This is a genomic window from Bradyrhizobium sp. SPXBL-02, assembly GCF_051853065.1.
Lineage (GTDB): Bacteria > Pseudomonadota > Alphaproteobacteria > Rhizobiales > Xanthobacteraceae > Bradyrhizobium.
The window spans coordinates 5,484,761-5,498,260 of sequence record NZ_CP182474.1 but is presented as its reverse complement, the minus strand read 5'-3'; the positions used below and the strand labels follow the sequence as shown (position 1 = coordinate 5,498,260).

Below are 13,500 nucleotides of genomic sequence, written 5' to 3'. Positions count from 1 at the left end.
TTCAAGCCGCAGCCGATATCCCCGACGCCGCCTTGATCGCATCGCGCGGCAGGGTCACGCGCACGACGGTGCCGACGTCGATCTTCGAGCGCAGGCGCATCGAGCCGCCATGGAGCTGCGCCAGCGAGCGGGCGATGGCAAGGCCGAGGCCCGAGCCGTGATAGGTCTTGGTGAGCTGGCTCTCGACCTGCTCGAAGGGACGCCCGAGCCGCGCCAGCGAATGCGGCGCGATGCCGATGCCGGTGTCGGCGATCATCAGCACGATCCTGTCGTCGAGCTGCCGGCTGCGCACCACGACGCGTCCGCCGTCGGGCGTGAACTTCACGGCGTTGGAGAGCAGGTTGACGATGATCTGCTTGGTGGCACGGCGGTCGGCGACGACCGAGATGGATTTTGCGATGTCGGCATCCAACTTCAGGTGCTTGTCCTGTGCGCGGCCGGTGACGACCCGCAAGGATTCGGCCAGCGTCTGCGCGAGGTCGAGCTCTTCCATGTCGAGCTTCATGCGGCCGGCCTCGATCTTGGACATGTCGAGGATGTCGTTGATGACCTCGAGCAGATAATGGCCGCTGGTCAGGATGTCCTGGCAATATTCCTGGTACTTCTCGCTACCGAGCTCGCCGAACATGCCCGAGCCCATGATCTCGGAGAAGCCGATGATGGCATTGAGCGGCGTGCGCAGCTCGTGGCTCATATTGGCGAGGAATTTCGACTTGGTCTGGTTGGCTTCCTCGGCGCGGGTCTTCTCGCGCTGATACTTCTCGGCGAGGTCGGCGAGCTCGACCGCCTGGCGCTCCAGCGCGGCCTGCGAGCGCTTGAGGTCGATGACGGTGGCGCGCAGGCGCAGATCGTTGTCGACCAGCTTCTGCTCGTGCTCCTTGATGCGAGTGATGTCGGTGCCGACCGAGACGTAGCCGCCGTCCTTGGTGCGGCGCTCGCTGATGTGCAGCCAGCTGCCGTCGTCGAGCTGCGCCTCGAAGGTACGCGCGCCCGGGCCTTGGGCCGCGGTCTCGTTGTGGCGGGTGCGTACCTCGGGCATGCGGCCGACCTCGAGCACGGTCTCGTAGGAGGTGCCGGGGATGACGGCGGTGTCCGGCAGCTTGTGCAGGCGCTGGAAGTGCGAGTTGCAGAGCACCAGGCGGTCGCTCGCATCCCACAGCACAAAGGCCTCCGGAATGGTCTCGATCGCGTCGCGCAGGCGAAGGTCGGCTTCCACGGTCTTTTCGGCGAGGCTCTTCTGCTCGGTGATGTCGACCGCGATCCCGATCAGGTGCACGCTGGAATCCGTGGCGCCGCGCGTCTTCTCGCAGCGGACGCGGAGCCAGATCCAGTGGCCGTCGACATGCTGCATGCGGAAGGTCTGGTCGATGTGGTCGATCTTCTCGGAGATGAGCTGGTCGGCAATCTCGAACAGGTCGATGTCGTCGGACTTCACCAGCGCGTTGACCTCGCCGAAGGTGAGGAGCTCGTGACGGCCGTCGAGGCCGAGCATCGAGAACATCGACTGCGACCAGAAGATCCGGCCGCGCGACAGATCCCAGTCCCACAATCCGCAGCGGCCGCGGTTGAGCGCGGTGTCGATCCGGCCGCGCACGGCGTCGTTGATGAGATCGCCTTCGCGAGCGCGGGTCGACTGCCAGTGGAAGGCGAAGCCGAGGATCAGGACGACGAAGCCCGTGGTCGCCGACAGCGTCACCGAGAGCGCGGCGTCCGAGCCCCAGATCGGCTCGTTGCGCTCCTGGATCACGGTGACGAAGCCGGGCAGCGACTTGATCTGCCGCGAGGTCGCCATCGCCGCGTTGCCGCTCGGCAGCGTCATGTCGGCGATGTTGCCGTCGCGCGGCGGCGCCGCGATCAGCTGCGCGGTCGTGATCGCATCGAGCAGGCGGTCGTTGCCTGAGGGATCGCTCTCGGCCGGGATGCGGGCGAGGATGCGGCGGTCGATGCCGGCGGAGGTGACGATGACGTGGCGGCCGGAGGCCGTGGCCCAGGACGGAATGAGATCGGGCAGCAGCGTCGGCAGGCTCTCGATGTTCCTGAGCCGCTCCTGACGAACCGAGGTGAGGCGGTCGATGCGCTCGGCGAGCAGGTCGGCGAGCGCCGAAATGTCGTGGCGGACCACCAGTCGCTTCTGGCGCGTCTGATCGACCACCTGCACGAACGCGCCGAGGCAGATCGTGATCAGGAAGGCGATGATGAGCGTCGGCACGGCGCGGCGCAGCGCCGGCTCCGCGATCAGGAGCCGGTGATAGGCAGGTTTCGCGATCGATTGCGCCAATCCCTTGATCGAATCGGATTGGACGCACGCGCTCGCGGCGTCTGCGCGCGACATGCCTTCGGCCCCCTGAAAACCAGCTTGCAACTGAAGTCCGGAAGCAGCCCCACATCGCTTCCGAATCACACCGATTTGAATCCAGTTTTCGCGGGCTGTCGAGAGTCAACGAATCGTTAACGCGAAATTATTCTTATCCAACGCGCAGTTTGTGCATCGCGCGTCCGCAAACTCACGGACGCGAGGAGTCCGAAACGGGAACGTGTGACTCGCCGCGCGTTCTTCATCACGCGCGCGGCGGCTCGGCGTGGCTGATGACGCGCTTCACGCTCGGGAACGCGCGCCGCAACGCGCGCTCGATCGCGTCGACTTGCTCGTGCACCTTGATCACGCTCATCGACGGTGCCGCGCGGCAGTGGAAGTTGACGATCTCGCCGGCGTCGGTGTTGCGGACCCGCACATTGTGGATGTCGTGGATGTCGCCTTCGCCGGCGAACTCGGCCAGCGCGGCGGCGATGGTCTGCACCCTCTCGGGCGCGGCATCGACGCCGAACGGCAGTTCCGGTTCCAACGGCTCGATGTGAACGTCGACCTCGACGTCCTCGCCGAACTCCTCCTTGATATTGCGCTCCAGCGTGTTGGCGACATCGTGGGCGGCCTCGAGTGCCATGTCGGCATCGACCTCGAGGTCGATGCTGACGATCAGCTTGGCGCCAAGATCGTGCACCGTGACGTGGTGGACGGCGAGGGCGGAATTGCGCGCGATCACCATGATGCGGTCGCGTACGGTTTCGTTGTCGCGCGCGACGGGCACTGCGGCGAAGGTGAGGTCGGCATCGCCGAAAGCCCTGGCGACGGCGGCCTGCGCGTTGCGCTTGATGTCCTCGACGCGGTCGATCGGATAGGTTCGCGGCACCTTCGCGATGGTGTCGATGAACGTGGTCGCTCCGACCATGCGCACGCGCAAGCGTTCGACGTCGATCACACCAGGCACGCCGCGGATCGCGGCTGTGGCCTTCTCCTGCGCGCCTTCGGGGGCGCGATCGACCAGCGTTTGCACGGTCGAGCCGGCCATGCGCAGGCCGAGCGCTGCGATCATCACGGCAACCGCGGCGGCGGCGGCGGCGTCGCCCCACCAGAAGCCGAGTCCGGCCAGGATCAGGCCCACGATCACGGCGCAGGAGCCCATCACGTCGGAGGCGAAATGCAGCGCGTCCGCCGCCAGCGCCTGGCTCCTCGTCTCGCGCGCAGCGCGGTGCAGGGCGCGGGCGCGCCAGAGATTGACGGCGATATCGATCACCAGCACCACGAACGGCACGGCCGAGATGGTCGGCGGCGGGGTTCCCTCGCGCAGCCGGCTATAGGCCTCGACCAGGATGCCGCCGGCGAGCACGTAGAGCAGGGCGGTGACCCCGAGCGCCGAGACGCTTTCCAGCTTGCCATGACCGTAATGGTGCTCCTCATCCGCGGGCTTGTCGGAGACCCGCACCACCGCCCAGGTGATGATGGTCGCGACCAGGTCGATCGAGGAATGCAGGGCCTCGGAGATCAGCGCCAGCGAGCCGATCGCGATCCCGACCACGAATTTGGCCGCCGCCATGCCGCCGCTGGCGAAGATCGAGATGGCCGCGACCGAGGTCTTGTTGTGCTGGGAGGTCATGGCGGGGATTTAGCAGCCCATGGCTGAACATCAAGCGCCGATCCACAGCTGTAGTCGCGAGTGAGTTGCAGGAGCGTTCTACGCCTTGCTCCGGCCAAGTAGGGTGGGCAAAGGCGCGTTAGCGCCGTGCCCACCATTCGTCCGCGATGGATACAGAGATCGTGGGCACGCTTCGCTTTGCCCACCCTACGGGACCGCTGTCCGCGCCCTCACACCGTCACCACGATCTTCCCCAGATGCTTGTTCGCCTCCATGTGCGCGAACGCCTGGTCGATGTCGCCGAACGCGAACACCTTGTCGATCGGCAGTTGCAGCTTGCGCGATTCCACCGCGCCCCAGATGTCCTTGCGGACCTCGGCAAAGATCTCGCGGACCTCCTCGATCGTGCGGGTGCGGAAGGTGACGCCGACATAGTCGATGCGGCGGGCCGCGTGCAGGTCGAAATTGAAGTCGGCGTGGGTGCCGCCGAGCCGGCCGACATTGACGATGCGACCCTTCACCTTGGTTGCGGCGAGGTTCTGATTGGCGACCTTGCCCGAGACCTGGTCGACGATGAGGTCGACGCCTTCGCCATTCGTCGCCTTCAGCACCTCGTCGACCCATTTCGGATCGGAGCTGTCGACGGCGAGGTCGGCGCCATATTCCCTCAGCCGGCCGCGGCGATAGGCGTCGGTGGACGAGCCGATCACGAGTTTTGCGCCTTTGAGCCTGGCAATCTGCATCGCCATCAGGCCGACGCCGGAGCTCGCACCTTGGATCAGCACGCTCTGTCCTGCCTGCACGCCGCCAACGGTGACGACGGCGTTGTGCATGGTCGCGAGCGCGACGGGGAGGGTGGCGGCCTCCTCGAAATTCATGTTCGACGGCGCGTGGAACAGCCGGCCGTGATCGGCCAGCGTATATTCGGCGAAGGCCGCGCCGCCCGAGCCCATGATGCGGTCGCCGATCTTCACGCCCTTCGCATCCGGCCCGAGCTCGGCAACCTCGCCGGCCCATTCCATGCCGAGCACGGTGCCGACGCCGCCGGCCGCGCCATGGGCGTGGCCCTTGCGCATGCCGGTGTCGGCGCGGTTGAGGCCACAGGCGCGGACGCGGACGAGCACCTGCGTGCCCTTCGGCTTCGGTTGAGCGACGTCGGAAATCCTCGCGCCTTCAGGGCCGTAGACGTAGGCTTTCATGCAATACTCTCACGTGTTGCAGTGATTATTCCGCTGCTTCGCGTTGTTGCTGAACGATCATCCCCTCGAGCCGGCTGCGAATGATCGCCTCCGCCTCGCGCACGATGCGGGAGACGAGTTCGGCACAGCTCGGGATGTCCTGGATCAGGCCCTGCACCTGGCCGGCTGACCAGATGCCTTCGTCGGAATTGCCGGTGGCATAGACCATCTTGCCGCGGGCGCCGGCAACCAGCTCGCGGATATCCTCGAACTTGGCGCCTTCCTTCTCCATCGCGACGACCTTGGTCGAGACGGCGTTCTTGGCCACGCGCGAGGTGTTGCGCATGGTGCGGAAGATCAGCTCGGTCTCGCGCTCGTCATTGGCGACGATCTTCTCCTTGATGGACTGGTGGATCGGGCTCTCCCTGGTGGCCATGAAGCGGGTGCCCATGTTGATGCCCTCGGCTCCCAGCGCCAGCGCCGCGACGAGGCCGCGGGCATCTGCGAAGCCGCCCGAGGCGATCATCGGGATCTTGATCTTGTTGGCAGCGGCCGGGATCAGGATCAGGCCGGGCGTGTCGTCCTCGCCGGGATGGCCGGCGCATTCGAAGCCGTCGATCGAGATGGCGTCGACGCCCATCCGCTCGGCCGAGAGGGCGTGACGGACGCTGGTGCATTTGTGCACGACCTTGACGCCGTGCTTCCTGAACTCGTCGACGTGCTCCTGCGGCTTGTTGCCGGCGGTCTCGACCACCGTGATGCCGCTCTCGATGATCGCGGCGCGGTACTCGGCATAGGGCGGCGGCTTGATCGCCGGCAGGATGGTGAGGTTGACGCCGAACGGCTTGTCGGTCAGGTCGCGGCAGCGCGCGATCTCCTTGGTCAGGTCCTCCGGCGTCGGCTGGGTCAGCGCCGTGATGAAGCCGAGCGCGCCGGCATTGGCGACCGCCGCCACCAGCTCGGCCCGTCCGACCCATTGCATGCCGCCCTGAACGATCGGGTGCTGGACGCCGACGAGCCTGGTGAACCGTGTCTGCAACATGATCTGTTTCCCCCGCGCCCGGCGTGGCGCTCTGTTATCCATTGACTGGCGGGGAGGATGCCGCCGGGGGTGGGAAAAGTCTATTGCGCCGCCGGGCGGGGCGACCATGCAGGAGATGTTGGTGATTCCGCGAGGCGGATAATTGGGTGCGCCGTTGCCCGATGAGGGCAAGCTCTTTCCTCAAACTCCGCCGTCATACCCCGCGAAGGCGGGGTATCCAGTACGCCGCGGCTTCTCGATTCTAGCCTCGCGGTCTCTGGAATACTGGATTGCCCGCCTTCGCGGGCAATGACACCGAGTATGGGGCGAGGAGCTACTTCGCCGACAACCGCACCATCTGGCGCCCGCCGTTGATTTCCTTGAGGCTGTTGACGAAGTTTTCCGGGCGCTGCCAGCGATGGGGCACCTTCAATCCCATGAACTCGGCGATGTCGCCGATGAAGCCGGTGCAGTTCACGGTCTCGGCGTTCCAGACCGGAGAGCTGGCCTGCAACTCCTTGATGTAGGCGAACACACGCTTGGCGTCGGCTTCGTTCAGGTAGACCCGATAGCTCGCGGTCAGATATTCCGGATCGAGATCGCCGTAGCTGGCACCGGTCTCGGATGGCACAAAGGTGATGTGACCGAGCACGTAGGCGAGCGTGTCGCCGGCCGGCGTCAAGCCCGCAACCTCGACGGCCTTCTCGCTGGTCTTGCCGTACCAGACGAAGGCATGGCCCCAGCTCGCGGCCGTGCGGGCGCGGAAGTCGACATAGTAGGGGCCTCTCTCCGCACGCGCGACGGAGCGCCGCGTCGATGGCGGCTGAGGCCGCGCGGCGGCGTCGGTCGTAGCAAGCGCGTTCGCATCGGCAACGCGCCTGTCGGCTTCGTGAGCCGAGGCCGAGGGCGTCGTGCACGAGAGCATAGCCGCAAGAGCGAAGCCCGCGAGGATGCAGGATCCCGATCGACCAGCATTGTTCGTCACGCTATTCCCCCTCGACCATCGGCCGCAAATGTCTCGCGCGGACGTCGCTGCGCGTCAGTAGCGCGCCGCGACCGGGCCCGGCGCCTTGCCGATCGGGGCCTTTCCAACCGGGCTCTTGCCAATCGGCATCTTGCCGATCGGCGCCTGCTCGGCCGGGTAGGCCGGCACGGGCTGGCGGCGCGGCAGATCCGCAGCGTTCGCGGCCGTCGCAAGAGCAAGCGTGGCACCCAGAGCAAATACTATCTTCTTCACAGCGATACCCCTAGAAGGTTTGGTCCAAACACGGTCATGCCGTGCCCCCAGACACGCCTCCCAAAAGGGCGACCGAATGCGTCCAAGTTGCGGCGCGCACGGGACATGTTGGCGGCATTGATCGGGCGCGCGGAGATGTGATGTGTCTGGATGTTTCCGGGGGGCGGGTCGACGCTGCGGCCTACCAAAATTCACCCGATCCGATTCAAACTATTCCGGATCGTCGCGAAGATGCCACCGATGTCCTTGCGAAGTGCATCGAGCGCGTTGAAATTCTCGAAGACGCGGGCGAGGCGGTCTTCGACTTCGCGCTTGCTTCTGGTCAGCATGTCGACGCGCGAGGCCAGCGTCATGCCGGCGCTCGCCTCGATCTCGCCGACGGTTTTTACCAGGAGATCGCGGGTGGCGCCGACCTCGGCGATCATGGCCTCGATGCCGAACACCGGCGCCTTGAGCGGGATGAGGTCGGCCTGCGACTTCGACAGCTCGGCCTTGAAGGCGTTCAGCGTCGCCAGCGTCTCCTGCAGCGCGCCGAGGCGCTGGCGCGACTGGAGCACGAAATCGTTCAGCGCGTTCTGGCGGTCGGTCAGGGTCTTGCCGTCCGCATCTGTCTCGACATCGGCGATCGCGCGTTCGAGCTCGACCCGGCGCTGGCTGAGCTCCTCGAAATCGAGCCGGATCCCTTTCAAGACGTTGAAATTGTCGTCGATGCGGGCGAGGCGCTGCTCGATCACGATCTTGTTCTGCGACAGCGTCTCCACGCGGGTGGGAAGCGGCGCCTCGCCGCCGGTCTCGAGCTCGTCGATGCTTTTTTCGAGGCGGTCATGGCTGAGGCTAAGCTCGCCGATCAAGGCATTGATGCCGGTATCGGTCGAGCGCAGTGGCGCCAGCTCCGCGTGAGATTTCGCCAGATCCTCCTTGTACCGGTTCAGGGTCGCAAACGTCTCCTGGACCGCGCTCACCCGTGTCAGCAGTCCTGAGACGTCGCGTGCGATGTCCTTGAGCCGGTCGGCGAGGTTGTTCTTGCGGTCGTCGGTCTCGAGGTCGTGCAGGGCGCGTTCGAGCTGGTTCTGGCGGTCGCGGATCTCGGTGAAGACGGGCTCGACCGCACGGCGCTGCTCGGCGACCTTGCCGACCATCTCGCGCAGCGCCTGCTGGCGGCGGCGGATTTCGGCGAGCTGGTCGTGCATGTCGGTGGATTCGTTGCGGCCTTGCTGGAGCAGGGCGCGCCGCTCGGTCTCGCCCAGCTTGTCGTGGAGGGCGGAAACCGCTTCCCGGGGATCGCTCTCGATCAAATGCTGGACGGTGGCATCGAGGTGGTTTTGCAGGGCGTGGGCGACCACGACGTCCTCGCGGGTCCTCCTGAGGCGATCGCGGAGCGTCTTCAGGCTGCGGTCCTGCCGCGAGAGCCGCCAGGCGGAGCCGGCGATCAGGGCCAGGGCAAGGACAGGGATGGCGCCGGTGGCAATGCGCTGCGGCACGGACAGGCCCGCGAACCAGGCGGGCAGGTGGGCAATGTCGTAACCGAACGCCTGCTGGGCAAAGACTGCGATGACGGCGAGCAGGGCGATCCAGGCAACCAGGAAAAACAGCCACATCGTGAATTCCTCACGCCGGCGCACTCCTGTGTTGCTATTGAAGAGCGGAACCGAGATCAAGGGGCCGGGGCGACGCGGGACGTTTGTGGCCAAACGATCCACAGCCGGCTCGGGCTCGGCGGCGCAAGGGGAGAAGCCGGATTATCCGAAATTCGGCTTGGTGCTGAACGGGGGCCGCTGGCTCGCCCGGGGGCGCGCAGCACCGGGATCCCGTCAACGCCAGGCGCTGCGGAAAGATGCGAGGTGGCGCGCACGTCGCTCTGCCGGCCCGCTTGCACCCAGGCCAGCCGCGAGACGAACCAACGTGCCCTGGGCTATTGCTTCCCGAGCAGGTTCGACCGGATCTTGTCGGCGAACCAGACCACGAAGATCGCGGCGAACGAGAGAGCGAAGTACAGGGCCGTCCACAAAAGCGCGTTGCCGGCATTCGTCATTGCGTCCTCCCTTGCATCAGAAATCAATTTTGCCGGGGAGGATAGCGTTGGCCGCGACGGCCGATTTGCGCCGGATCAATTTTGCTGCGCTGCGGCGGCGAAAGATTACAGTCGAAACTCGTTGGTGAGCTCGCCGATGCCGTCGATCGCGACGGTCACACTGTTCACGGGCTCCTTCATCACGCCGACGCCGACAGAGGTACCCACCGCGATGAGGTCGCCGGGCAGCAAGGTCATGTCGTGGGAGATCCTGCTCACCAGCTCCTGCGCGCTGAAGATCATGTCCGAGATCGGGTAGTTCTGTCGCTCCGCGCCGTTGAGGATGGTGCGCACCGTGAGTTTTGCGGGATCGAGACCGGTCGCGATCACAGGGCCGAACGGGCCGTAATCGTCGATGCCCTTGGCACGGGCCCATTGCGGGAAGGTGGGGTCGCGCGTCAGGATGTCGTTGGCGGTGATGTCGTTGACGCAGGTGTAGCCGAAGATGAAGCCATCGGCCTCATCAGGCGAGACGTGCGCGCAGGTCCTGCCGATGACGATGCCGAGCTCGCCCTCGTAGGTCGTCTTGCCGTCGTAGTAGGAGGGGCGGCGGATCACGGCGCCGGGTGCGGCGATGCTGGTGGTGGCCTTGAGCAGGTAGAGCGGCTCCGGCGGTTCGGGCTGGTTCAGCTTGGCCGCGAGCGCATGGAAATTATTCCAGAGCGCGACGATCTTGCTGGGCACGCAGGGCGCAAGCAGCTCGACCTCCGACAGCGCGAGTGTCTTGCCGGTGCTGGCATTGCGGCCGAACATCTCGCCCTCGTGCAGGCTGATGCCCGATGACGTCAGCGTGCCGAAGCCCGTGGTGCCGGCATGGCGGAAGCGCAGCCATTTGGTCGCGGTTGCCATCACGCCACCGCCAGTGCGCGCGGATCAGCCGGCGTCGAGACGCCGTCATAGAGGCCGGCGATGCGGGCGCGCTGGGTCACCATCGCCAGCACCGAGTCGAGCGCAGGCGTCGGGATGCCGGTGAGCCTGCCCATCTCCTGCACGACGGTGACGAGCGGATCGATCTCCATCGGGCGGCCGCGCTCGAGATCCTGCAGCATCGAGGTCTTGTGGGCACCGACCTTGCGGGCACCCTCGATGCGGCGCTCGACGTCGACGCGGAACTTGACGCCGAAGGTCTCGGCGATGGCTTGCGTCTCCACCATGATCGCGCGCGACAGCGCGCGCGTGGCGGGATCGGTGCAGATCACGTCGAGCGTGGCATGGGTCAGCGCGCTGATCGGGTTGAAGCAGACATTGCCCCAGAGCTTCAGCCAGATCTCGTCGCGGATGCGGTCGAGCACGGGGGCTTTCAGGCCGGCCGCGACGAAGAGATCGGCGAGCCGCTGCACGTCGGAGGTGATCTCGCCCGAGGGCTCGCCGAGCGGAAAGTTGTTGCCGTAGACGTGGCGGATCATGCCGGGCGCCTCGATCTCGGTGGCGGGATAGACAATGCAGCCGATGGCGCGCTCGGCCCCCAGCTCGCGCCACTGCCGTCCGCCGGGGTCGATGCTCTCCAGCGTCGAGTTCTCGTATTGGCCGCCGTGCTTGTAGAAGTACCAGTAGGGGATGCCATTGACGGCGGTGACGATGCGGGTGTGGGGCCCGAGCAGCGGCTGCATCTTCTCGATCACGCCGGTGATCGAATGCGCCTTCAGCGTGATGATGATGAAGTCCTGCACGCCGAGCTCGGTGGGATCGTCGGTGCAGCGCGGATGAACGGTGTGCTTCTCCTCGCCCGCGAGCAGCGTCAGGCCGCGCTCGCGCATGGCGGCAAGGTGCGCGCCGCGTGCGATCAGGCCGACGTCGCCGCCCGCGCGCGCGAGCTGAACTCCGAGATATCCGCCGATCGCGCCGGCGCCGTAGATGCAGATCTTCATGAAATCCTCGCGGGACCAATTTGGTAGTTGGGTGGATCGATCGGGCCATAGGCTCCCTGCACCTCTCCCGCTTGCGGGAGAGGTCGACGTGCTCGAAGAGCGCGGCGGGTGAGGGCTCTATCCTCTTGGGGAGTCTCGCTGGCGGAGACAGCCCTCTCCCAACCCTCTCCCGCAAGCGGGAGAGGGGGCAGCTCTTCCGTGACTGAAAGTAGGGCGAGCTCTTTTAGGCTGCCGCTTGCGGCGCACCGTTCAGCGCCTCATCCATCGCAGCGGCGATGTCGCGCATGCTGATGACGGAGACGAGGCTGTAATCGTCGATGACCGGCAAATGGCGGATGTGATGACGGTTCATCAGATGCCGGACCTGCTCGATCGTATCCGAGGAGCTGCAGGATACCAGCTGCTGCACCGAGACCAGCTGGGAAACCTTGACGTTGACGGCGCCCGCGCCGTGCTCGGCGACGGCGCGCACCACGTCACGCTCGGTGAACATGCCGACCGCGGTGTTGCCCTCGGAGCGGACCACGTCCTTGACCACCAGCGCGCTGATATTGTTGGCGCGCATCAGCTTGGCCGCGATCCCCACCGTTTCGTTCATACGCACCGTGACAACGCGCGGCGTCTTCTTGCGCAGAATGTCTCCGACCAGCATTGCAACCTCCCTGGGGTGAACGTTGGGAGAAGTGTGGTATACATAATGCCAATCGTCAAGCGCTGGTTTTGGCTGATCCGAAAAATCTTGCGACAGGAATGCTGACGTTTACGGCCAGCAAAAAGAAAGGGGCGCATTGCTGCGCCCCTTAGCAAGCCTTGCAAAATGCGCGGCTTACGCCGTCTCGGTCTTGGCCGTGCCGGTCGCGGCCTCAGTGTGCTCGGCTTCGTTGCCGAGGATGAAGGCGCGGCGCAGCGGCTTGATCACGAACAGCGCCGTCAGCGCCGCCGTGGCGTTCAACGCCACCGCGACCACGAACACGGCCTTCCAGCCATAGGCGGTCGAGATCACGCTCGCGAGCGGGACGAGCAGGGAGGCCGTGCCCTTGGCGGTGTAGAGCATGCCGTTGTTGGTGGTTGCGAACTTCGCACCGAAGGTGTCGCCGCAGGTTGCGGGGAATAGCGAGTAGATCTCGCCGAACACGCCGAAATAGACCGCGGTCGCCAGCACGAAGACGACAGGCACGTGGCCATAGGCCGAGAGCGTCAGCAGCATCAAGGCGGCGGTGCCGAAGGCGATGAACATCGTGGGCTCGCGGCCGATCGTGTCGGAGACCCAGCCGAAGAAGGGGCGCCCGAATCCGTCGAGGATGCGGTCGAGCGAGATCGCGAAGGTCAGCGCCGCCATCTGGAAGCCGGCGAGCGTCACCGGCGTGTCGGCGATCCCAAAGTCGTGCGCGATCGGGGCGATCTGCGCCGCAGTCATCAGTCCGCCGGAAGCCACCATGACGAAGACGAGATACATCACCCAGAAAACAGGGCTACGCAGCACTTGCGGCGGGGTGAAGTCGATCTTGGTCTGCGGCAGGTTGAGCTGCTTCTTCTTCGGCGGGATGGAGAGGCGCGGCGGCTGGACGAAGAAGGCGAGCGCGAACACGACGAGGCCCTGGCCGATGCCGAAGGTGAGGAAGGCGTGCTGATAGCCGCTCGAGACGATCATGCTCGCGATCGGCACGATCGTGATCGCGGCACCCGCGCCGAAGCCGGCGGCGGTCGCACCCGCCGCGAGGCCGCGGCGGTCGGGAAACCATTTCAGCGCGTTGCCGACGCAGGTGCCGTACACTGCGCCCGCGCCCATGCCGCCGATGATCGCAGCAGTGTAGAGCAGGGTGAGGCTGTCGGCGTAGGCGTTGAGGATCCAGGACAGCGCGATCATCACGCCGCCGAACATGATGACGATGCGCGGGCCGTATCTGTCGACGAACCAAGCCTCGACCGGCACCAGCCAGGTCTCGGTGACGACGAAGACGGTGAAGGCGAGCTGGATCGCGGCGCGCCCCCAATGATGGGCGGCGTCGATCGGATCGACGAACAGCGTCCAGCCATATTGCAGATTGGCGATCATCGCCATGCAGACGATGCCCATGCCGAGCTGGAGCCAGCGGAAACCGGTGCGAAGAGGCGCGGCGGTGACGACGCCGTCCGGGCTGGAAATCATCGAGAACCTCCCAACGCGCCCGTTTGGTCGCGCATCAGTTTGCCAAGATGACCTGATGTCGCAAA

General features: G+C 65.8%; 11 protein-coding genes. All 11 read right to left on the bottom strand.

The genetic code is table 11. The annotated features are described in order from the left end of the window. Nucleotide 1 precedes the first annotated feature (1 nt). Complete coding sequence (locus ACNJYD_RS25740; RefSeq protein WP_212256905.1) at nt 2–2,332, bottom strand: PAS domain-containing sensor histidine kinase; 2,331 nt, start codon at nt 2,330–2,332, stop codon at nt 2–4. A gap of 226 nt (nt 2,333–2,558) precedes the next feature. Further along, nucleotides 2,559–3,932 (bottom strand): cation-efflux pump, encoded by a 1,374-nt coding sequence (locus tag ACNJYD_RS25735; protein WP_439363704.1) that lies wholly within the window; start codon nt 3,930–3,932, stop codon nt 2,559–2,561. A gap of 209 nt (nt 3,933–4,141) precedes the next feature. Continuing rightward, on the bottom strand, nt 4,142–5,110 hold the full coding sequence (locus ACNJYD_RS25730) for a zinc-binding dehydrogenase (RefSeq protein ID WP_212256903.1): 969 nt from the start codon (nt 5,108–5,110) through the stop codon (nt 4,142–4,144). A 25-nt stretch (nt 5,111–5,135) separates the two neighbouring features. Continuing rightward, the gene (locus ACNJYD_RS25725) at nt 5,136–6,131 is read right to left on the bottom strand and encodes an NAD(P)H-dependent flavin oxidoreductase (RefSeq protein WP_212256902.1); all 996 of its coding nucleotides are present in this window, start codon (nt 6,129–6,131) and stop codon (nt 5,136–5,138) included. Between the two features lie 313 nt (nt 6,132–6,444). After that, the gene (locus tag ACNJYD_RS25720; protein ID WP_439363703.1) at nt 6,445–7,095 is read right to left on the bottom strand and encodes a hypothetical protein; all 651 of its coding nucleotides are present in this window, start codon (nt 7,093–7,095) and stop codon (nt 6,445–6,447) included. A 54-nt stretch (nt 7,096–7,149) separates the two neighbouring features. Continuing rightward, nucleotides 7,150–7,347, bottom strand: a complete 198-nt coding sequence (locus ACNJYD_RS25715) for a hypothetical protein (protein WP_025035161.1) — start codon at nt 7,345–7,347, stop codon at nt 7,150–7,152. Nucleotides 7,348–7,538: 191 nt separating this feature from the next. Continuing rightward, nucleotides 7,539–8,945: a hypothetical protein gene (locus ACNJYD_RS25710; protein WP_212256900.1), complete on the bottom strand. Its 1,407-nt coding sequence runs from the start codon at nt 8,943–8,945 to the stop codon at nt 7,539–7,541. 539 nt (nt 8,946–9,484) lie between these two features. Continuing rightward, the gene (locus ACNJYD_RS25705) at nt 9,485–10,267 is read right to left on the bottom strand and encodes a fumarylacetoacetate hydrolase family protein (RefSeq protein ID WP_439363702.1); all 783 of its coding nucleotides are present in this window, start codon (nt 10,265–10,267) and stop codon (nt 9,485–9,487) included. Next, on the bottom strand, nt 10,267–11,286 hold the full coding sequence (locus ACNJYD_RS25700) for a 2-dehydropantoate 2-reductase (RefSeq protein ID WP_439363701.1): 1,020 nt from the start codon (nt 11,284–11,286) through the stop codon (nt 10,267–10,269). Before ACNJYD_RS25700 ends, ACNJYD_RS25705 begins: the two co-directional genes overlap by 1 nt. A 223-nt stretch (nt 11,287–11,509) precedes the next feature. Beyond that, nucleotides 11,510–11,938: a CBS domain-containing protein gene (locus ACNJYD_RS25695; RefSeq protein ID WP_172784265.1), complete on the bottom strand. Its 429-nt coding sequence runs from the start codon at nt 11,936–11,938 to the stop codon at nt 11,510–11,512. Between the two features lie 174 nt (nt 11,939–12,112). Next, nucleotides 12,113–13,435: an oxalate/formate MFS antiporter gene (oxlT, locus tag ACNJYD_RS25690; protein ID WP_439363700.1), complete on the bottom strand. Its 1,323-nt coding sequence runs from the start codon at nt 13,433–13,435 to the stop codon at nt 12,113–12,115. Nucleotides 13,436–13,500: the final 65 nt, after the last annotated feature.